The sequence below is a fragment of the Roseomonas haemaphysalidis genome (genome assembly GCF_017355405.1).
GTDB lineage: Bacteria > Pseudomonadota > Alphaproteobacteria > Acetobacterales > Acetobacteraceae > Pseudoroseomonas > Pseudoroseomonas haemaphysalidis.
In genome coordinates this window covers 2,071,416-2,091,701 of the sequence record NZ_CP061177.1, presented here as the reverse complement: position 1 = coordinate 2,091,701, position 20,286 = coordinate 2,071,416, and the positions used below count along the sequence as shown (strand labels likewise).

15 protein-coding genes are annotated in these 20,286 nt (G+C 70.2%); 6 read left to right on the top strand and 9 right to left on the bottom strand.

What is annotated here, in order from left to right:
• Positions 1–116: 116 nt before the first annotated feature.
• Positions 117–332, top strand: coding sequence for a hypothetical protein (locus IAI59_RS09575; RefSeq protein ID WP_207416312.1), 216 nt, complete (start codon positions 117–119; stop codon positions 330–332).
• Between the two features lie 39 nt (positions 333–371).
• Here IAI59_RS09575 and guaA read toward each other — a convergent pair whose 3' ends face one another.
• Complete coding sequence (guaA, locus tag IAI59_RS09570) at positions 372–1,946, bottom strand: glutamine-hydrolyzing GMP synthase (protein ID WP_207416311.1); 1,575 nt, start codon at positions 1,944–1,946, stop codon at positions 372–374.
• A 118-nt stretch (positions 1,947–2,064) separates the two neighbouring features.
• On the opposite strand from guaA, the gene IAI59_RS23345 reads away from it, so the two are divergent.
• Positions 2,065–3,162, top strand: coding sequence for a class I SAM-dependent methyltransferase (locus tag IAI59_RS23345; protein ID WP_207416310.1), 1,098 nt, complete (start codon positions 2,065–2,067; stop codon positions 3,160–3,162).
• A gap of 7 nt (positions 3,163–3,169) precedes the next feature.
• Here IAI59_RS23345 and IAI59_RS09560 read toward each other — a convergent pair whose 3' ends face one another.
• The 4 genes from IAI59_RS09560 to IAI59_RS09545 form a co-directional block, all read right to left on the bottom strand.
• A complete protein-coding gene (locus IAI59_RS09560; protein WP_207416309.1) occupies positions 3,170–3,748 on the bottom strand; it encodes an SH3 domain-containing protein in 579 nt (192 codons plus the stop codon).
• 140 nt (positions 3,749–3,888) lie between these two features.
• Positions 3,889–4,413, bottom strand: coding sequence for a translation initiation factor IF-3 (gene infC / locus IAI59_RS09555; protein ID WP_207416588.1), 525 nt, complete (start codon positions 4,411–4,413; stop codon positions 3,889–3,891).
• A 72-nt stretch (positions 4,414–4,485) separates the two neighbouring features.
• Complete coding sequence (gene thrS, locus IAI59_RS09550; RefSeq protein ID WP_207416308.1) at positions 4,486–6,438, bottom strand: threonine--tRNA ligase; 1,953 nt, start codon at positions 6,436–6,438, stop codon at positions 4,486–4,488.
• Between the two features lie 111 nt (positions 6,439–6,549).
• Complete coding sequence (locus IAI59_RS09545; protein ID WP_207416307.1) at positions 6,550–8,295, bottom strand: glucan ABC transporter ATP-binding protein/ permease; 1,746 nt, start codon at positions 8,293–8,295, stop codon at positions 6,550–6,552.
• 162 nt (positions 8,296–8,457) lie between these two features.
• Between IAI59_RS09545 and IAI59_RS09540 the strand changes: the two genes are divergently transcribed.
• The gene (locus IAI59_RS09540; protein ID WP_207416306.1) at positions 8,458–9,456 is read left to right on the top strand and encodes a Bug family tripartite tricarboxylate transporter substrate binding protein; all 999 of its coding nucleotides are present in this window, start codon (positions 8,458–8,460) and stop codon (positions 9,454–9,456) included.
• A 38-nt stretch (positions 9,457–9,494) separates the two neighbouring features.
• Here the strand turns inward: IAI59_RS09540 and IAI59_RS09535 are convergent, their stop codons facing one another.
• The 4 genes from IAI59_RS09535 to IAI59_RS09520 are packed head-to-tail and all read right to left on the bottom strand — an operon-like array spanning position 9,495 to position 13,203.
• Entirely contained in the window at positions 9,495–10,283 is a 789-nt protein-coding gene (locus tag IAI59_RS09535; protein ID WP_207416305.1) for a class II aldolase/adducin family protein, read from the bottom strand.
• A gap of 55 nt (positions 10,284–10,338) precedes the next feature.
• Positions 10,339–11,487 carry an ABC transporter ATP-binding protein gene (locus IAI59_RS09530; RefSeq protein WP_336512466.1) on the bottom strand — a complete coding sequence of 383 codons (1,149 nt, stop codon included), beginning with the start codon at positions 11,485–11,487 and terminating at the stop codon, positions 10,339–10,341.
• Positions 11,484–12,260, bottom strand: a complete 777-nt coding sequence (locus IAI59_RS09525; protein WP_207416304.1) for a class II aldolase/adducin family protein — start codon at positions 12,258–12,260, stop codon at positions 11,484–11,486. Before IAI59_RS09525 ends, IAI59_RS09530 begins: the two co-directional genes overlap by 4 nt.
• A gap of 4 nt (positions 12,261–12,264) precedes the next feature.
• Positions 12,265–13,203, bottom strand: coding sequence for a 2-hydroxyacid dehydrogenase (locus tag IAI59_RS09520; RefSeq protein WP_237181100.1), 939 nt, complete (start codon positions 13,201–13,203; stop codon positions 12,265–12,267).
• A 139-nt stretch (positions 13,204–13,342) separates the two neighbouring features.
• Here IAI59_RS09520 and IAI59_RS09515 point away from each other — a divergent pair, with 139 nt between their 5' ends.
• From IAI59_RS09515 to IAI59_RS09505, 3 genes are all read left to right on the top strand, one after another.
• Positions 13,343–14,677, top strand: coding sequence for an NAD(P)/FAD-dependent oxidoreductase (locus IAI59_RS09515; RefSeq protein WP_207416302.1), 1,335 nt, complete (start codon positions 13,343–13,345; stop codon positions 14,675–14,677).
• A 146-nt stretch (positions 14,678–14,823) separates the two neighbouring features.
• Complete coding sequence (locus IAI59_RS09510) at positions 14,824–16,548, top strand: FkbM family methyltransferase (protein ID WP_207416301.1); 1,725 nt, start codon at positions 14,824–14,826, stop codon at positions 16,546–16,548.
• A 14-nt stretch (positions 16,549–16,562) separates the two neighbouring features.
• Positions 16,563–20,276: a glycosyltransferase gene (locus tag IAI59_RS09505; protein ID WP_207416300.1), complete on the top strand. Its 3,714-nt coding sequence runs from the start codon at positions 16,563–16,565 to the stop codon at positions 20,274–20,276.
• Positions 20,277–20,286 lie beyond the last annotated feature (10 nt).

The window sequence follows — 20,286 nt, the reverse complement described above, 5'->3', positions numbered from 1 at the left end:
ATCCGCCGGATCGTCCTCGACCTCATTGGATGATCCACGGTGCGAAGTGGCATCAGGGCCGCGCTTCGCCCCACCCGGATGTGCTTCTCCCCTCCGCGCCCCGACAGGAACCGAACATGGCTCTCCATCGCTTCACCATCGGCCAGAAGCTGGAATTCGTGCGCGGCCGCCTGGACCCGGGCGCCACCGGTGGCACCTACACGGTGCTGCGCCTCCTGCCGAACGATGGTCTCGACCGCGAATACCGCGTCAAGAACGACCGTGACGGGCATGAGCGCGTGTGCCGCGAAAGCCAGCTGCGCGGCCAGCAGGCCGCCGGCTCCGCCGCCTGACGCCGTTGCCCGGGGACGCCAAGCGCCCCCGGCCGGCCGTCACTCCCACTCGATCGTGCCGGGCGGCTTGCTGGTGATGTCGTAGGTCACGCGGTTGATGCCGCGCACCTCGTTGACGATGCGCCCCGCCACCCGCGTCAGGAATTCCATGGTGAACGGGTAGACGTCCGCCGTCATGCCGTCCGTGCTGGTCACGGCGCGCAGCGCGCAGACGCTCTCATAGGTGCGCCCGTCGCCCATCACGCCGACGGTCTTGACCGGCAGCAGCACCGCGAAGGCCTGCCAGATGGCATCGTAGAGCCCCGCCGAGCGGATCTCCTCCAGATAGATCGCATCCGCCTTCTGCAGGATCTGGACGCGCTCGCGCGTCACCTCACCCGGAATGCGGATGGCCAGCCCCGGACCCGGGAAGGGGTGGCGGCCAACGATCTCCTCCGGCATCCCCAGCTCGCGGCCCAGCGCGCGGACCTCGTCCTTGAACAGGTCGCGCAGCGGCTCGACCAGTTGCATCCGCATGTTCTCGGGCAGGCCGCCGACATTGTGGTGCGACTTGATGGTGACGGAGGGCCCGCCGGTGGCGGACACGCTCTCGATCACGTCCGGGTACAGCGTGCCCTGCGCCAGGAAGTCGGCGCCGCCGCACTTGGCCTGCTCCTCCTCGAACACCTCGATGAACAGGCGGCCGATGGTCTTACGCTTCAGCTCGGGGTCCGTGACGCCGGCGAGCTGGCCAAGGAACAACTCGGACGCGTCCCGGTGCACCAACTTTATGTTGAAGCGGTCGCGGAAGGTGGCCACCACCTGCTCGCTTTCGCCGCCGCGCATCACCCCGTGGTCGACATAGATGCAGGTGAGCTGGTCGCCGATCGCCTCATGGATCAGCACGGCGGCAACCGACGAATCGACGCCACCCGACAAGCCGCAGATCACCCGGCCGGAGCCGACCTGGGCGCGGATGCGCTCGATCGCCTCGGCCCGGAAGGCCGCCATGGTCCAGTCGCCCTCGCAGCCGCAGACGCCATGGGTGAAATTGCGCAGCAGTTGCGCCCCGTGCGGGGTGTGCACCACCTCGGGGTGGAACTGGATGCCGTAGAAGTGCCGCGCGTCGTCCGCCACCACGGCGAAGGGCGCGCCCTCGGAGGTGGCGACGATGCGGAAGCCGTCCGGCAGGGCCGTGACGTGGTCGCCATGGCTCATCCACACCTGCTCGCGCGCACCGACCGCCCAGACGCCCTCGAACAGCGCGCAGGGGTGGCGGACATCGACGTAGGCGCGGCCGTATTCCTGGTGGTCGCTGCTTTCCACGCTGCCGCCCAGCTGGTGGCACATGGTCTGCTGGCCGTAGCAGATGCCCAGCAGCGGCACGCCCATGCCGAACAGTACCTCCGGCGCCCGCGGGCTGCCGGCTTCCGTCACGCTGGCGGGGCCGCCGGACAGGATCACGCCGCGCGGGGCGAAGGCCTGGATGCGCGCGGCATCGGCGGTGAACGGCCAGACCTCGCAGTAAACGCCCGATTCCCGGACCCGGCGCGCGATCAACTGCGTCACCTGGCTGCCGAAATCGAGAATGAGGATGCGGTCGCGATGGAGAGCTTGGGAGGAAAGGTCGGCCATGGGCGAGCTTGCACCACAACCGTGGCCGCCGTGCAAGCCGCAAGGCGGCCCCTTGATCCTGCCATGACACGGCGGCAGGGTGCCCCCGCTGCCCCGTGCGCGATGGAGACTGCCACCGATGCCCTTCCCGACCGAGGACCAGGCCTGGAACGATACGCTGCTCTACCTGCTGGAGCGGCGGCGGCCTGGCGAGCGCACGCTGGCGCCCGACGAATTCACCGATGAATTGCCCTTCGTGCGCCCCTACAGCCAGCACGACATGCAGGAAGCGCCGGCCTTTGCCTGGGTGGTGGTGCACAAGGGCATGACCGAGGCGCTGGGCGCGCCCTTCCTGCACCGCGTGCCGGACTGGTCGGTGCCAGTCTATGCCAACGACGTGTTCGTGATCTTTGCCCGCGAGCCGGGCGCCACGATGGCCGATCTCAGCGACACCGATCACGTGAAGTCGCTGTTCGCGGGCTTGCCGCCGGATGCCGGCATCGCCATGCCATCGCCCGCTCCCCTGCCGGCATCGCCCGTGCCGGCCCCACCCGGGCCCGAGGCGGCGCAGGCGCCAGCACCCCCGCAGCCGATGCCGGCACCACCGCCACCCACCAGCCCCGCCACACAAGCCACGGCGATGCCGGACGGGCTGGCCCAGCTACGGCAGCAGGAGGTGCTGCGCCTGCTGCGAGAGCATGTGGGCGACCGCGCGGGGCAGCGGGTGCTGGACCTCGGCGCCGGCGAAGGCCGCTTCGCCACCGTCTTCGCCGAGGCGCAGGTGCTGGGTGTGGAGCGTGACACCGGCGCGGTGGAGCGCGCACGCGCCAGCCACGCGGGCCTGCCCAACTTCCGCTTCACCGCCGCCGACCCCACCGCCGTGCTGGCCGAGGCGCCGTTCGATGCCACGCTGGTGATCGACACCCTGCCGGAGCGGGAGGACGCCGCGGTCGCCCTGCTGGCCGCCGCCGCCGCCGCGACCCGCCCCGACGGCCTGCTGTTCGTCAGCGCCGACAATGCCGACGCGCTGGGCCGCCGTGCACCCGGCGGGGTGACGCTGGCCACCCTGAGCGCCTGGGTCCGCGCCGCCGGCTTCCGGCCATTGCGGGCGGAAGGCGCGGTGCTGCCGTGGGGAGCGGCCCCGGACGGGTCGATGCTGGATGCGCTGCGCGAACTCGGCCGGCTGGCCGGGCCGGCCTATGCGCAATGCATCGTGCTGGTGGCCCGGCGCGGCTGAACCGCCGTCAACGCCAGTTGCGGTCGTCGCGCCTGTCGCCCGGGCGGCCATGGTCGCGGTCGCCGCGCGGACCGTCCCGCCCGTGGTCACGGTCCGGGCGGTCGTGGTCCGGGCGGCCCCGGTCCCAGTCCGGCCGGTCGCGCCGCCAGTCGGGGCCCGTCGGCGGGCCGTATGCACGGTACGGCCGGTGGTCCCAGCGGTCGCGCTCCCCATACCAGGGGCGGTCGCGGTAGTTGCGCTCCCAGTAGCTGCCCACGCTGAAGCCGATCACCGGCACGCCGATGCTGGGCGCCACCTGGACCAGCGGCTGGCGGCGGCTTTCATACGGCGCCTGCAGATAGGCGCCGGCCACCCAGCCCCGATCCCGCCCGATCGCCACGTCGCACCAGCCATAGCCTTGCAGGCAGCCGAAGACCTCGACCTGCACGCCGGGCTCCAGATAGGCGACGGGGGGATACTCGTTGCCAGGGCCGGATTGCAGGTTCAGCCGTGTGGTCACGAAGGCGGGCTCGGCCTGGGCCAGGGCCGGCGCCAGCAGCATGGCGCAGCCAAAGGCCAGGGCGGCAAGGGCGGCGGGGCGGTGCATGAGGGGTCTCCCGTTCACGAACACCATAAGGCACGCGAATTAACGCGGCTTTGCGGCGGTGCCGCGGCATAAAAACGCCAACGCCCGGCCAGCTTGCAGCTGGCCGGGCGTTGGCACGGACAGGTCCGGCGCGGCAGCCGTTATTTCGGCGCCAGCACCATGATCATCTGCCGGTTTTCCAGGCGGGGCATCTGCTCCACCTTGGCCAGCTCCGCCAGCTCGGTCCGGATCCGTTCCAGCACCTTCGCGCCCAGGTCCTGGTGCGCCATCTCGCGGCCACGGAAGCGCAGCGTCACCTTCACCTTGTCGCCCTCATCCAGGAACGACTTGGCCGAACGCATCTTCACGTCGTAGTCGTGGTCATCAATGTTCGGGCGAACCTTGATTTCCTTGATCTCGACGATCTTTTGCTTCTTGCGGGCCTCGTTGGCCTTCTTCTGCTGCTCGTACTTGTACTTGCCGTAGTCGGTGATCTTGCAGACCGGCGGGACGGCGTTGGGGCTGATCTCCAGCAAGTCCATGCCGGCGTCATAGGCGCGCAGCAGGGCCTCACGGGCGCTCATCACGCCGATCATCTCGCCGGCCTCGTCGATCAGACGCACCTGCGGAACGCGAATATCTTCATTCACCCGCGGTCCGTCGCGGGGGGGAAGCTGGTTCGGGATTGGGCCTCGGGCCAGTGTAGGCTCCTGTCGCTGTTGGAACGAAATCTGAATCGCCTGTTTATGGTGCAGTCTTCAGCCGACTGCAACATCCACAGGCCGTAGATCGGGCGCCTGCGCCTCTGCCGCAAGGGCCGCGACCGCCTCGGCCAGGGTCAGCACCTGCTGCTCGCGGCCCGGCAGGCGCCGCAGCACCACCTTGCCTTCCTCCGCCTCACGCCGGCCGATCACGGCCAGCACCGGCACCCGCTGCTCGATGTGGTCCACCACCTTGCGGTTGATTTTCTCGTTGCGCAGGTCCAGCTCGACCGCCAGCCCGGCGGCGCGGAACGCGGCGGCCACCTCTCTCGCGAAGGGCGCCGCCTCGTCCACAATGGTGGCCACCGCCACCTGCACGGGGGCCAGCCACAGCGGGAAGCGCCCGGCATGCTCCTCGATCAGGATGCCGAGGAAGCGCTCGAAGGAACCCAGGATGGCGCGGTGCAGCATCACCGGCCGGTGCCGGTTGCCGTCCTCGCCGACATAGACGGCGTCCAGCCGCTCGGGCAGCACGAAATCCACCTGCAGCGTGCCGCACTGCCAGTCGCGGCCGATCGCGTCGCGCAGGACGAACTCCAGCTTGGGGCCGTAGAAGGCGCCCTCCCCCGGGTTCAGCTCGTATTCCACGCCGGCGATGCGGCAGGCTTCCTTGAGCGCGCCTTCCGAACGGTCCCAGGTGGCGTCGTCGCCGGCGCGCTTCTCCGGGCGGTCGCTGAACTTCACGCGGAATTCGGTGAAGCCGAAGTCGCGGTAGACCTTGGACAGCAGGTCCACGAACTCCACCGTTTCCTGCGCGATCTGCGCCTCGGTGCAGAAAATGTGGGCGTCGTCCTGCGTGAAGGCACGCACGCGCATGATGCCGTGCAGCGCGCCGCTCGGCTCATAGCGGTGGCAGGCGCCGAACTCGGCCATGCGCATCGGCAGCTCACGGTAGGAGCGCAGGCCGTGGTTGAAGATCTGCACGTGGCAGGGGCAGTTCATCGGCTTCAGTGCCAGCACGCGGTCCTTCTCGGACTCGTCGTCCACCGTCGCCAGGAACATGTTTTCCCGGTACTTTTCCCAGTGGCCAGAGGCTTCCCACAGCCGGCGGTCGACCAGCTGCGGGGTCTTCACCTCCTGGTACTCTGCCGCGTCCAGCCGGCGGCGCATGTAGTCCTGCACGGTGGTATAAAGGCGCCAGCCCTTGGGGTGCCAGAAGATCGACCCGGCCGCCTCCTCCTGCAGGTGGAACAGGTCCATTTCCTTGCCAATGCGGCGGTGGTCGCGGCGCTCCGCCTCCTCCAGCTGCAGCAGGTAGGCGTCCAGCTCCTTCTGGTCGCGCCAGGCGGTACCGTAGATGCGGCTGAGCATGGCGTTGCGGTGGTCGCCGCGCCAATAGGCGCCGGCCACCTTCATCAGCTTGAAGGCGGTGCCGACATCGCCGGTACCGCGCATATGCGGGCCGCGGCACAGGTCCAGCCACTCGCCCTGGCGGTAGATGCTGATCGCCTGGTCGGCCGGCAGGTCGCGGATCAGCTCGGCCTTGTAGCGCTCGCCCTTGTTCTCGAAGAAGGCGATGGCGTCTTCGCGCGGCCATTCCTCGCGCACGAAGCTGGCATTGCGCGCGATGATCTCGCGCATCTTCGCCTCGATCTTCGGCAACTCCTCGGGCGTGAAGGGCTCGTTGCGGGCGAAGTCGTAGTAGAAGCCGTTCTCGATGGACGGGCCGATGGTCACCTGGGTGCCGGGGTAGAGCGCCTGCACCGCCTCGGCCAGCACATGCGCCGAGTCATGCCGGATCATCTCCAGCGCCTCGGGGTCGCGGCGGGTGATGAAGCGGACGCTCGCATCCGCCTCGATGCTGTGGGACAGGTCGCGCAGCACCCCGTCGACCTGCATGGCCAGCGCGGCCTTGGCCAGGCCCGGGCCGATGCTGGCGGCCACGGTCGTGCCCGTCACAGTCCCGTCGAAATTGCGGACGGACTGGTCGGGCAGCGTGATCGCAGGCATCAGAATGCACTTCCGTTTGACGTAAGTTCGGGGGCGCGGACCATGCGGGCCACGGCCCCCGGCGTCAACGGATAAAGGGTTATGGAAGCCTTGACGGGGCGGTCTGGCGGCTCACGCCACCAGGGCCAGGGCCGGCGGCATCTGGGTCCGCACCAGCTCCGCGAAGACGCCGCCCTGGCGGACCAGCTGTCCGAAGTCGCCGCGCTCCACCACCTGCCCCGCCTCGAACACCAGGATCTCGTCCGCCTCGCGGATGGTGGACAGACGGTGGGCGATGATGAAGGTGGTGCGGCCGGCCATCAGGGCCTTGAGCGCCTTCTGCACCCGCGCCTCGGTCGCGGCGTCCAGCGCGCTGGTCGCCTCGTCCAGGATCAGGATGGGCGGGTTCTTCAGCAGCGCGCGGGCGATCGCCAGCCGCTGCTTCTGGCCGCCGGACAGCGCGCCGCCGCGCTCGCCCACCGGCGTGTCGTAGCCCTGCGGCTGGCGCAAGATGAAGTCATGCGCCTCAGCCATGCGGCAGGCTTCCTCGATCTCCTCCTGCGTTGCCTCGGGGCGGCCAACCAGCAAATTCTCGCGGATGGTGCGGTTGAACAGCATGCTGTCCTGGAACACCACGCCGACATTGCGGCGCAGGCTTTCCAGCGTCATGTCCCGCAGGTCCACGTCATCAATCGTGACGCGGCCGACCGCCGGGTCCCACAGCCGCTGCAGCAGCGCCATGGCGGTGGTCTTGCCCGCGCCCGTCTGGCCGACCAGCGCCACGCTGCGCCCGGCCTCGGCCCGGAAACTGACGCCAGACAGCGTCACGGCGTTGCCGGGATAGGCGAAGCCCACTTCCTCGAAGGCGACGCGCCCCGAGGCGCGGCCGATGTCCAGCGCGTTGGGTCGGTCGGGCACGCTGCTCTTGCTGTCGATCACGGCGAACAGCTCTTCCAGCGCGGGCATCTGGAACACCAGCCGCGCAACAAAGCCCACCAGCGCCTCCAGCCGGCCGATCAGCATCATGGCGAAGCCCATGAAGGACACGATCTGGCCGACGCTGGCCTCGCCGCGGCCGTTCAGCCAGGCGCCCAGCACGAAGATGGCCATGATGCACAGCGTGGACGCCGAGCGGGTCAGCACCGACAGCACGGCCCACCAGTTCAGCACCGGCCCCTGCCGCTCCAGCACCTGCCGGATGATGCCGCCGAACAGCTTCGATTCGGCTTCCAGCCGGGCGAAGGACTGCACCACCAGGATGTTGGAGAGCGTGTCCTGCGCGCTGCCGGCCAGCTGGCTGTGCAGCCCTTCCACCGTCGCCTGCGCCTTGTGGGTGCGCTGCACCACAAAGGCGGCCACCGTGCAGAACACCACCACCAGCCCGACCAGCAACAGCCCCAGGCGCCAGTTCAGCACCAGGCTGAGCGGCAGCAGCACGGCGGCGGCGAGCACCGTGATGAGGTGCTCGCGGAAAAACGACAGCCAAAGGCCGAACAGGTTGTCGGAGCCGACCAGCATCACCTTCATCAGGCGGCCGGACTGCGTGTCACCGTGAAAGGCGGGCGGCATGGCCAGCACGTGCTGGTAGTAGCGGTGCATCACCGCCATGCGGTTGCGGTGGGCCATGCGGTCGGAGAACAGGGCGCTGGCGGCGTTGAAGCCGATGCCTGCGAGGCCGACCACCGCCCACACGCCCAGGAGCTGCAGCACGGCCATGCCGCCGCCGCCGGACAGCACGTCCACCACCCGGCCGAACATCACGGGTTCCAGGAATTGCAGGCCAGCCACCGCGAGAGCGATGCCAGCCAGCCCGACCGCGACGTTGCGGTCCGGCCTGAGCAGACCGAGCACCCGCGCATAAACCTTCAAGAAGCGCATCTGACCTGGATCCCTGGTGAAGCACGCCGCCATCCGCCCCCCGGCATCTGGCCCGTATCACGCTCCTTGCAACCTGCCACCCGCTTGCGGCAGGAACAGGGCAGCCAGATCGCAAGACGGAGGCAGCCGAGACCTCCGCCGGTGTGGTTGAAGGAGACGCCCATGCCGAATCTGCCACGCCGCGCCCTGCTGGGCGCCGCCGCCCTCCTGCCCCTCGCGCCCCTGGCGGCCCGGGCCCAGCCTGCCTGGCCCACGCGGCCGGTGAAGTTCATCGTGCCCTTCGCGCCCGCCGGCACCACGGACATCGCGGCCCGCATCCTGGCGGCGCAGTTGCAGACCCGCCTGGGCCAGCCCTTTCCCATCGAGAACCGGGCCGGCGCCGGCGGCAACATCGGCTCCGAGGTGGTCGCGCGCGCGGACCCCGACGGCTATTCCATCCTGATGCAGACGGTGTCCTCTGGCGCCATCAACTACGCGCTCTATGCCGGGCAGATCGGCTACAAGCCGTCGGACCTCGCGGCGGTGGGGCTGCTGATCCGCGTCCCCAACGTCATCTTCGTGAACAAAGACCTGCCGGTGAGGACGCTGCGCGAGCTGGTGGCGATGGCCAAGGCCAAGCCGGGCCTGCTGAACCACGGCTCCTCCGGCGCCGGCACCTCGCTGCACATGGCGGGCGAGCTGCTGAAGCTGGAAGCCGGCATCCAGATGACGCACGTGCCCTTCCGCGGCGCCGGGCCGATGATCGCGGAGGTGATGGCGGGGCGCGTCGAGGTGGGGGTGGACAACCTGCCCAGCGCCATCGGCCATATCCGCGACGGGCGCCTGCGGGCCCTGGCGGTGACCACCACCACCCGCAGCGCCGCCCTGCCCGACGTGCCCACCACCGCCGAGGAAGGGCTGCCCGGCGTGGAGGCGACCGGCTGGTTCGGCGTCCAGGCCCCGGCCCGCACGCCCAGGCCGATCATCGACAGGCTGGGCGCCGAGATCGACGCCGTGGTGAAGGACCGCGACACCTGGGCCAAGCTCGCGGACCTAGGCGGCATGAAGCCGGACCTGACGCCGGACGGCGGCACCAGCCCCGAGGCGTTCGAGCGCTTCGTGGCGGCGGAAGTCCAGAAATGGGCCGAGGTGGTGCGCCGCTCGGGCGCCAAGGTGGACTAGCCACGCGGGGCCGGGGCGCGCGGGCGCCCCGGCCCGGTTCAGCTGCGCCAGTCGATCTTGTTGTTCTCGATCAGCCGCAGCGCGGTGGGCCAGGCCCATTCGAAATGCGCCAGCTTGGCCTCGTTCTCCGCCGGCGTGGTGCCGTTGAACTGGGCGGCGGTCTTGAGGCGCACTTCCTCCGGCGGCAGCACCAGCTCGGCGCCGCCGGACAGGGCCGCGACCTGCGCCTGGCAGGCGCGCTCCAGGTAGTAGATCATGTTGAAGGCCTCGGGGATGGTGCGCCCCGTCACCAGCAGGCCATGGTTGCGCAGGATCATCGCCTTGTGGGGGCCGATGTCGGCCACCAGCCGGTCCCGCTCGTCCAGGTCCAGCGCCACGCCCTCGTAGCCATGGTAGGCGAGGTGGCCGTAGAACTTCAGCGCGTGCTGGCTGATCGGCAGCAGCCCGTGCTTCTGCGCCGACACGGCGATGCCCGCGGCGGTGTGGGTATGCACCACGCAGAAGGCATCCTCGCGCGCCATGTGCAGCGCCGAATGGATGGTGAAGCCCGCGGCGTTGACCGGCTTGGAGGAGGGGTCGTCCTCCACCACGTTGCCGTTGAGGTCGATCTTCACCAGGTCGCTGGCGCGCATCTCGTCGAACAGCACGCCATACTTGTTGATCAGGAAGTGGTGCTCGGGCCCCGGCACGCGGGCGCTGAGATGCGTGTAGATGAAGTCCGTCATCCTGAAGTGCGCGACCAGCCGGTACAGGGCGGCGAGGTCGCAGCGGACCCGCCATTCCTCCTCGGAACAGTTCATCCGGGCGGGCGGGGTGGCAACGTTCATGGCCGGTCCTTCGATGCGATGCGGCACGGATCACAGACCCGGCCGGGCCGCCGCGTCAAGGCGCAAGCGGCGCCGGGGCGGCGGGGGCATCCTCCTCCACCGGCACGGCGGCCCCGGCGGCCCAGCCCAGCCGCACGGGCAGCCCCTCGGCCGGCGCGAAGGGCGCGTTCCAGGCCGGCAGGATGGCGCGCAGCGGCCCCAGGTCGGCCGTGGCCACCACGAGCGAAAAGCCGCTGCCGAGATAGGACCAGCGTTCCACCGTGCCGTCCACCACCGTGTCCGCGCCCTGCCCCGGCGAGAGCAGCGCCACCTTTTCCGGCCGCAGCGCCAGCAGCACGAGGGCGCCGGCCGGCGGGCGGGCGCCGGGGGCCAGGGCCACCCGCGTGGCGCCGGCGCGGATGCCGCCGCCATCCGGCTCGGCCCGGCCGGCGATGAAGTTGGCCTTGCCCAGGAAGTCCGCCACGAAGCGCGAGCGCGGCGCCTCGTAGAGCTGCGCCGGGCTGCCCTGCTGCACCAGCCGCCCGCCGTTCAGGATGGCGATGCGGTCGGACAGGCTCAGCGCCTCTTCCTGGTCGTGGGTGACGTTGACGAAAGTGCGCCCCACCCGGCGGTGCAGTGCCTTCAGCTCCTCTTGCAACTCGGCCCGCAGCTTCTTGTCCAGTGCGCTCAGCGGCTCGTCCAGCAGCAGCAGGGCCGGGTCGAACACCAGGGCGCGGGCCAGCGCCACGCGCTGCTGCTGGCCGCCCGAAAGCTGCGCCGGCATCCGGTCCGCCAGCCCGCCGAGCTGCACCAGGTCCAGCGCCGCGCGCACCTTGGCGGTCTGCTCGGGCTTGGACAGGCGGCGCACGCGCAGCGGAAAGGCGACGTTTTCCGCCACCGACAGATGGGGAAACAGTGCGTAGCCCTGGAACACCATGCCGAAGTCGCGGCGTTCCGGCGGCAGGGCGGTGATGTCGCGCCCGTCCAGCAGCACCTGCCCCGCATCGGGCGCCACGAAGCCCGCGATGCACATCAGCAGCGTGGTCTTGCCCGAGCCCGAGGGGCCCAGCAGCGTCAGGAACTCGCCCCGCCCGATCTCCAGGCTCACATCCTGGGCGGCGGCGAAGCCGCCGTAGCGCTTGGTGATGCCGCGCAGCGACAGGGCATGCCCCGCCACGTCCCCGGGCATGGCGATGCCAGTCGCGCGGCCCGGGGCCTCACTCACGCGCGGTAGTCCGGCTGGTCGCGGTCCATCTTGCGCTTCAGCGCCTGCCACGGCAGCCAGCCCTTGGTGGGGCTGTCCTTGGCCTGGGCGCGCACGCGGGCCACCATCTCGGGCGATGGCATGGACAGCGGCGCGCCGGTGGACTGGGCCGCCACCTGGATGCGGCAGGACTGCTCCAGGTAGTACATCCAGTAGAAAGCCTCGGCCACCGTGCGGCCGATGGTCAGCAGCCCGTGGTTGCGCAGGATCAGGCAGGGCTTGTCGCCCATGTCGCGCACCAGCCGCTCGCGCTCGTCCAGGTTGTCGTCGGCGGCGATGCCCTCGTATTCATGGATCGCCACCCGGTCGGTGAACTCCATGTTCATCTGGTTGAGCGGCAGGATGCCGCAGCCGGTCGCCGCCACCGTCATGCCGGCCAAGGTGTGGGTGTGCATCACGCACTGCGCCCGCTCGCTGCCCAGGTGCAGGGCGGAATGGATCACGAAGCCTGCCGGGTTGACCGGCCAGGAGGTCTCCTGCGCCGGCTGCCCCTCGGCATCCACCAGCACCAGGGAGGAGGCGGTGATCTCCTCGAACATCAGGCCGTAGGGGTTGACCAGAAAGCGGTGCCCCTCGCCCGGCACGCGCACGGACAGGTGGGTGTAGACCAGGTCGGTCATGCCGAAATGCGCCAGCAGGCGGTAGGCGCAGGCCAGGTCCTGGCGCAGCTCCTGCTCGGTCGGCACGTGCAGCGGGTCGGGGCGGACGGGGGGCAGCGGCGGCGGGGTCAGCATGGGCTCAGTATCCCTTGGCGGGGTCAAAGAGATTGGGCAGCGGGCGGCCGGCTTCCTGCGCCGCGATCGCTTCCGCGACATAGCGGGCGCGTTCCTGCCGGCTGGCCATGGAGGCGATGTGCGGCGTGACGGTGATGCGCGGGTGGCGCCACAGGGGGCTGTCCGGCGGCAGCGGCTCGGTGGCGAAGACATCCATCACCGCGCCGGACAGGTGGCCGGAATCGAGTGCTGCCACGAGGTCCGGCTCCACCACGTGCTGGCCGCGCCCGGCGCTGACCAGCCCGGCGCCGGCGGGCAGTTGCACCAGCAGCTCGGCGCCGATCAGCCCGGCCGTCTCGGGGGTGGAAGGCAGCAGGCAGACCAGGATGTCGGTTCCGGCCAGAAAGGCGGGCAGTTCCTCCGCGCCGGCAAAGCTTTCCACGCCGGGCAGCGCCTTGCGGGAGCGCGACCAGCCGCGCACCGGAAAGCCCAGGCCCTGCAGCATCCGCGCCGCCGCGGCGCCGAGGTTGCCCAGCCCCAGAATGCCCACGGTGCGCTGCGGCGCCGAGAAGCGGGTTTCGCGGTGGGCCCAGCGTCCCTCCGGCTGCGCCAGGGCGAAGGTGCGGGCGTCGCGCAGCAGGCTGAGGCAGGACCAGGAAATGTATTCGCCCATGCGCTGCGCCGTGTCGTCGCCGCCCATGCGGACCAGCGGCAGGTGGCGCGGCCAGTCCGCCACGCGGGTGATGTGGTCGACGCCAGCGGCCGAGGAAAAGACGGCGCGCAGCCCCGTCATCGCCGACAGGCGCCCTTCCTCGGGCTCCCAGACCACCACGTAGCGGACGGCGGCGGGGTCGACCCCGGGGTCGGTCCAGCAGCGGACGTCCAGGCGCGGGTCGTGGCGGCGAAAGCAGCTCTGCCAATCGGGCACGGCCTTCGGACCACCGGATTTCACCAGAAGCAACACGGTCGGCGCCACCTTCGGCTGGAGGAGTGTTGCAGCGCACACTGCCCAGGACGGGAGGCGCGGTAAAGGCCTCCCCCTTGCCAGCCCCGCCGGCTGGGGCCAAGCCTGAGGTGCCGCTGCCGAAAGATTCCGCCCCGCCATGAGCATCCCCGACGCCCTCCGCGCCCCCGGCTTCGCCGCCCGCCCCTACTGGTGGGACGCCGCCGAGCCCGAACCGCGCGACACGCCGCTGCCCGGCCGGGCGGGCGTCGTGGTGGTGGGCGGCGGCTATGCCGGGCTTTCGGCCGCGCTGACGCTGCGCCGGCTGGGCCACGAGGTGCTGGTGCTGGATGCCGAGCGGATCGGCTGGGGCGCCTCTTCCCGCAACGGCGGCGCGGTGTCGGGCGGGCTGAAGCTGGCCAAGACGGATCTGGCCAAGCAGCATGGCGAGGCACGGGCCAACGCCATCATGGACGCCGCCGCCGCGAGCTTTCCGTTCATCGAGGAGCTGATCGCGCGCGAGGCGATCGACTGCGACTACGTCCGCTGCGGCCGCGTCAGCGCTGCCTGGACGCCGCGCGACTACCAGGGCATGGCCGCCCGCGCCGACCGGCTGGCGGCGCTGACCGGCCACCCCACTCGCATGGTGCCGCGCGAGCGGATGCGTGAGGTGCTGGGCAGCGACCACTACCACGGCGCCATGGTGGCGGACGGCGCCGGCAGCCTGCACCCGGGCAAGTACGCCCGCGGCCTGGCCAGGGCAGCCGAGCGGGCTGGCGCGGTGCTGGCCAGCGGGGTGCGCGTGTCGGGCATCGGCCACCAGGGCAGCGGCTTCCGGATCGCGACTGACAAGGGGGAGCTGATGGCGGACGCGGTGCTGGTGGCCACCAACGGCTATTCCCGCGGCCCGGGCGGCGGCTCCGCCGGTGGCGCCATGCCCTGGCTGGCCAAGCGGCTGCTGCCCATCGCCTCCTATATCATCGCCACCGAGCCGCTGGAGCCGGGGCTGATCGAGCGCCTGTTCCCCGCCCGCCGCGTGGCGGGCGAAAGCCGCCGGGTGCTGAACTACTTCCGCGCCAGCCCGGACGGCACGCGCGTGGTCTGGGGCGGCCGCGCCTCCTTCCGCGACGTCTCGCCCGAGCAGGCCGCACCCACCCTGCACCGCATGATGAGCGAGGTCTTCCCCGAGCTGGCAAAGACTCGCATCAGCCATGCCTGGAGCGGCAACGTCGCCTTCACCTTCGACTTCCTGCCGCATATCGGCGCGCAGGACGGCGTGCACTACGCCGCCGGGTGCCAGGGGTCCGGTGTCGCCATGGCATCCTGGCTGGGCCACAACTGCGCGCTGAAGCTGGCCGGCGCGGGCAACCAGGGCTTCGCCCTGGACGGGCTGCGCTTCCCCACCCTGCCGACCTACGACGGCACGCCCTGGTTCCTGCCCATGGTGGGAAGCTGGTACCGGGTGCGTGACCGGCTGGACCGGTTGCGGGCCTAGCCATACCCGCACTGCCGGGCCATGCGGCCTGGGCAGTGGCGGCGCAGTTTGTTATGACGGTGAGGTCTCAAAGCCGCCGCCCCCTCTATCCATCACGCCGTGCCACGGGCATCGCGCCGCAGCCCTTACCCTGACCAAGGATGATGATGAGCTTTATCTCTTACGCCCAGAATGGTGAGGACGTCATTCTTTGGCGAGCCCTGGGCCATATCGAGAGCGGCTTCTACATCGACGTCGGCGCCTGCGACCCGGACGAGCTGTCGGTGACGCGCGCTTTCTACGAACGGGGATGGAGCGGCATCAACGTCGAGCCATCGCGGGAATTCTTCGAGCGCTGCGTTGAGCGGCGGCCGCGCGACATCAACCTCAACATGGCCGTCACCGCGAAGCCGGGGACCATCCGCTTTCTGCATGTCCCCGGCACCGGGTTGTCCACCACGGTGCCGAATATCGCGGAGGAAGCTGCTGCCCAGGGGCGCGAGGTCGAGGCACGCGAGGTGCGCGGTGTGACCATGGCCGATGTCTGCGCCATGGCCGGCGGCGCGGACATCCACTTCCTGAAGATCGACGTGGAGGGCGCGGAGCAGGCGGTGCTGGAAGGCGCCGATTTCACGCGGTTCCGGCCCTGGATCGTGGTCGTGGAAGCGACGCTGCCGGGAACCACGGCGCGCAGCGAGCTCGGCTGGGAATCCATGCTGCTCGATGCCGGATACGACCGGTGCCTGTTCGATGGCCTGAACCTTTATTTCCTGGCCCGCGAACACTCCGAGCTGGCGGGCAGGCTCACAGCCGGCGCCAACATTCTGGATGACTACACGCCGGTGGTCGTGGAAACCCTGCGCGATCAGGTGCAGGCGACGCAAGCGTGGGGAGAAGGCCTGGAAGCCGAGTTACTGAAGCGCGACCGGCAACTGGCCGACGCTCTGGAAGCCCACCGCGCCGCCGCCGAGCACGGCGCGACGGCCGAGGCCGCCCTGGCCGCCCAGCGCACGCAGATCTCGGAACTGCGCGAGCAGATCGCGGCGTTGAACACGCAGGTGGCAGCCCTCGAAGGCAGGCTGGCGCAGGCCGCCATGGACCAGGAAGCAGCGGCCACCCAGTTGCAGGCGATGACTGCGGCGCATGAAGCGCAGGTGGCCCGCAACGGACGGATGCGCGACCGGCTGCGGCTGGAGGAAACGGCGCGGGACGAGCTGGAACAAACGCTCAAGTCGGTCGAGGGGCAGGTGGCGCATCAGCGCGCCGAATGCGGGGCGGTGCAACAGCGCCTGGCCCGCCTGGCAGCGGCATCGGGCATCGAGTTCCCCCACGTGCCCGGCATCCTGGATGAATCCCTGCCAGAGCGGCTGGCGGCCCATGTCGCCTGGCAACGCCACGAAGTGACGCATTGGAAGGGGAGCTACGACGAGCTGAACCGGCAGCTCAACGCCCTGCTCGCCAGCCGGTCGTGGCGTGTCACGGCCCCGATCCGGCACAGCCGGCGCGTGCTGAAGCTGCGGCCACCGGCGTTGCCCGCCCCGGCCCCGCCCCCCATGCCGGCGCCCTCCGCGCCGCACCGCGATGCCAAGGAGATGGCACGCCAAGTCTTTCACCAGGGCATGCGGATGGTGCTTCGGGTACCAGGCAGCCGTGAAGGCGCGCAGCTCGCGCGGCGCATCGCGCCCGCGCCGGTGGAATGGCTGGCGCTGCGCTTTCGTGCCTATGAGGAGCGAGCGGCCCTCCCTCCCCCGCCGCCACCGGCCATGACCATGGAGGAGCTGACCCAGATGCTGGCGCCGCAGCAGGCGGTTCCGGCCGATCTGAGCGAGGACGAGGCGCGGCTGTACCGCCAGTTCGCCACCAGTGGCACCGCCGCCCCCGCAGCCCGCTGAGGAAACCAGACTTCATGCGCCTCGTCATCGATCTGCAGGGTTCGCAGGGCAGCAGCTACACGCGCGGCATCGGCCGCTATTCGCGGGAGCTGGCCCTGGCCATGGCACGCGCCCCGCGGGGGCACGACGTCGTGGTGGCCACCAACGGTGCCTTTCCGGAAACCGCCGAGTTGCTGGGCGCGCAGTTCGCCCCGCTCTTGCCGGCCGCGAACATCCGCACCTGGCATTCCCCGCCCGGCACCGCCGCCGCCGCCGAAACGCCGATGCGGGCCTTCGGGGAAACGCTGCGTGCCCAGTTCCTGGCTTCGCTGAAGCCCGATCTGGTGCATGTCAGCAGCATGTTCGAGGGACTGGGCGACGATGTCGTCACCCTCCTGCCACCGGAGCTGGAGCGGCTGCCGGTGGTCGCCACCTGCTACGACCTGATCCCGCTGATCCGGCATTCCGAATACTTCGGCGGCACGGTATCTCAGGCCTCCCGGTGGTATTATCGCTGCGTCCAGGAAATGGCGCTCTGCGAAGGGCTTCTTGCGATCTCGGATTCGAGCCGCGGCGAGGCCATCAGGCACCTGCCCTATGCGCCGGAACGGGTTTTCAACATCCAAGCCGGCATTAGTGAGAAGTTCCGCCCCGCGGCGCTGACGCCAGATAGCCGCACTACGCTGCTGAAACGCTACGGGCTGCGGGAGGAATTCATCCTGTTCCTCGGCGCGGGGGACATTCGCAAGAACGAGGCGGGGCTGATTGCGGCCTATGCGCGCCTGCCGGCGGCGCTGCGTGCGCGCTACCAGTTGCTGATCGTCGGCAAGATGGACCAAGGACATCTGCGCCGCACGGCCGCGCAGCTTGACGTACCGGTGGAGAACTTCGTCATCGTCCCCTTCGTGCGCGAGGAGGACCTGAACGGGCTATATTCGAGCTGTGCGCTGTTCGTCTTCCCGTCCGTGCATGAGGGCTTCGGCCTTCCGGTGGCAGAGGCCATGGCTTGCGGCGCACCCACCATCGCCAGCAACACCACCAGCCTGCCCGAGGTGATTGGCCGGAACGACGCGACTTTCGACCCATCCGACCCGGATTCCATCGCGGCCACCATGCGGCGCGTGCTGGAGAACCCCGCATTCCGACAGGAACTTGCGGCCTATGGCCCTGTGCAGGCGGGAACCTTCACTTGGCAGTCCAGCGCCAATCGGGCCTGGGATGCGCTGGAGCAGATCCATGACCGCCGCCTGGCCAAGGAACAGCCGCGGCCGGTTTCCGTGCTGCTGCCCCGCAAGCGCTTGGCTTTCGTTTCACCGCTGCCGCCGGCCGCCAGCGGCATCGCCGACTACAGCCGCGACCTGCTGCTGAGCCTCGGGCGTCACTACGACATCGCGGTGGTGAGCGAGCAGGAGACGGACGACATCCGCATCTCCGCCACCTACCCCTGGCTTTCGCCCGGCCAGTTCCTGCAACAGGCGGGGCAATTTGACCGGGTGCTGTATCAGGTCGGCAATTCGCATTTTCACCGCTTCCAGACCGAGGACCTGCTGCCCAACTGCCCCGGCATGGTGGTGCTGCATGACGCGTTCCTGTCGGACTACATGAACTGGCTGGCACACGAGCGTGGCCAGCCAGACCAGATCCGCAGTGTGCTGCTGCAATCGCACGGCTATCCCGCGCTGCGCTTCGCGTCGGAGCAAGGTCTGGACGCAGCGCTCGCGCATTATCCCTGCTCGCTGCCTGTGTTGCAGAACTCGGTCGGCGTGATCCAGCATTCGCGGCACGGGGTCGCGATGCTTGAGAAGCATTTTGGCGCCGCCGCCACGCAAAGCATCACGACCATTCCGCTGATCAAGGTGGACCGCGCGTTGCCAGACCGCGCGACGGCGCGAGCGGCCCTGGGCCTGCCAGCCGATGCATTCGTGGTCGTGAGCTTCGGCGGCGTGACTGCGCTGAAGTGCCCGCAGCTTCTGGCCCAGGCCTGGAAACGCAGCGGCCTGATCGGCCGGCTGGTTTTCGCCGGCGATGCCGCGCCGGAACTGCGGCGCGAAGTGGAAAGCGCCGGCGCAGGCATCAGCTGCATCGGGCGATTGTCGCGGACGGACTACGATGCCTGGCTCGCTGCTGCCGACCTCGCCGTTCAATGGCGACGCGGGTCGCGCGGCGAATCTTCCGCTGCGGTGACGGACGCGATGATGGCGGGCGTCCCGGTGATCGTGAATGCGCATGGCTCCGCGGGCGAACTGCCGCCAGACGCCGTGTTGCAGTTACCCGAGCAGGCGGATGCCGACGCGCTCGCGGCCGCGATCCGCGACATGCAGGCCGATCCGGCCCGCAGGGCGGAGCTGGGGCGGGCCGGACGCGATTTCGTGTGTTCCGTGCTGGCGCCCGAAGCCATCGCCTTGCGCTATCATGATGCGATCGAGGCGGCCTATGCGGCGCAGCAGGCATTGATCGCGGCACGCCGCCTGCAGGGCCGCATAGCGGCAGTCGCGCCTTACCCAGGCGCCCTGAGCCAAGCCGCCCAGGCCGTGGTCCGCAGCTTCGCGCAGCCCTGGCGCGGCGGCGGGCACCCCCGCCTCCTGGTGGACATCTCCGAACTGGCGCGGCGCGATGGTGCCTCAGGCATTCAGCGCGTGGTGCGCGAGATCGGCCGCCGCGTGCTGGAAGCCCCGCCGGAAGGCTTTCGTGGGGAGGCGATGCGCGCGCAGCAGGGCCGGTTGCGGCTGACGCATGCGGTGCCGCTGCGCATGCTGGGCCACGCACCGCTGGATCTGCCGGAAACGCCGCTGGACATTGGCCCCGGCGACATCCTGTTTTGCGCCGACATCAACGCCGAGCTGACGGCCCCGGAATTCGAGGAGATGCGCCGCGCCCGCCTGCAGGGCGCGCGCATTGTCCTGGTGGTCTACGACCTGCTGCCGATGCGCCAGCCCCAGCTGTTCCCGGCCGACGTGATCGCGCTGATCAAGCAGTGGTACGTGCGGATGCTGGGCATCGCCGATGGCGCTGCCTGCATCTCCCGCGCCGTGGCGGACGAGCTGGTGGCCTGGCTGGATGAGGAGCCGGTGGCCCGCGCGGCGCCGCTGCCGATCGGCGTGTTCCACCTGGGCGCGGATTTCCGGCCGGTGCCGGCGGCGGAGGCGTCCTCGCCCGAGGTCCAGGCGGCGCTGGACGCCGCCAAGCGCCGTCCCACCCTGCTGATGACCGGCACGGTGGAGCCCCGCAAGGGACACCAGCAGGCGCTGGCCGCGCTGGAAGAGCTGTGGGACGACGGCCATGACGTGGGCCTGACCATCGTCGGCAAGCAGGGCTGGAAGATGGAGGAGTTCGCCGCCCGGCTGCGCCGCGCAGCCGGCCGGGGCGACCGGCTGCACTGGCTGTCCGGCTGCTCGGACGATGACCTGCAGCTGCTGTATCGCGGCGCCTCCGGCCTGCTGATGGCCTCGGGGCACGAGGGCTTCGGCCTGCCGATCATCGAAGCCGCCCAGGCAGGCCTGCCGGTGCTGGCACGCGACCTGCCCGTCTTCCGCGAGGTGGCGGGCGACCATGCGCGCTACTTCTCCGGCGATACGCCGGCCGAGCTGGCCACGGCCATTCGCGACTGGGTGGCCGCAGGCTTCGCGCCCGCTGCCAGCGGCATCCGCGCGCTGAGCTGGGACGAAAGCTACCGGCAGCTTCTGGACTGCGCGGTGGACGGCCATTGGACCCTTTGCTGGACGCCACCGGAACACGGCCCGCGCCACTGAACGGTGGCGC

Bases quoted from the DNA above. Each gene is read 5' to 3' on its own strand.
- IAI59_RS09575 (WP_207416312.1), top strand. From the start codon at position 117: ATGGCTCTCCATCGCTTCACCATCGGCCAGAAGCTGGAATTCGTGCGC.
- guaA (WP_207416311.1), bottom strand. From the start codon at position 1,946: ATGGCCGACCTTTCCTCCCAAGCTCTCCATCGCGACCGCATCCTCATT.
- IAI59_RS23345 (WP_207416310.1), top strand. From the start codon at position 2,065: ATGCCCTTCCCGACCGAGGACCAGGCCTGGAACGATACGCTGCTCTAC.
- IAI59_RS09560 (WP_207416309.1), bottom strand. From the start codon at position 3,748: ATGCACCGCCCCGCCGCCCTTGCCGCCCTGGCCTTTGGCTGCGCCATG.
- thrS (WP_207416308.1), bottom strand. From the start codon at position 6,438: ATGCCTGCGATCACGCTGCCCGACCAGTCCGTCCGCAATTTCGACGGG.
- IAI59_RS09545 (WP_207416307.1), bottom strand. From the start codon at position 8,295: ATGCGCTTCTTGAAGGTTTATGCGCGGGTGCTCGGTCTGCTCAGGCCG.
- IAI59_RS09540 (WP_207416306.1), top strand. From the start codon at position 8,458: ATGCCGAATCTGCCACGCCGCGCCCTGCTGGGCGCCGCCGCCCTCCTG.
- IAI59_RS09535 (WP_207416305.1), bottom strand. From the start codon at position 10,283: ATGAACGTTGCCACCCCGCCCGCCCGGATGAACTGTTCCGAGGAGGAA.
- IAI59_RS09525 (WP_207416304.1), bottom strand. From the start codon at position 12,260: ATGCTGACCCCGCCGCCGCTGCCCCCCGTCCGCCCCGACCCGCTGCAC.
- IAI59_RS09515 (WP_207416302.1), top strand. From the start codon at position 13,343: ATGAGCATCCCCGACGCCCTCCGCGCCCCCGGCTTCGCCGCCCGCCCC.
- IAI59_RS09510 (WP_207416301.1), top strand. From the start codon at position 14,824: ATGAGCTTTATCTCTTACGCCCAGAATGGTGAGGACGTCATTCTTTGG.
- IAI59_RS09505 (WP_207416300.1), top strand. From the start codon at position 16,563: ATGCGCCTCGTCATCGATCTGCAGGGTTCGCAGGGCAGCAGCTACACG.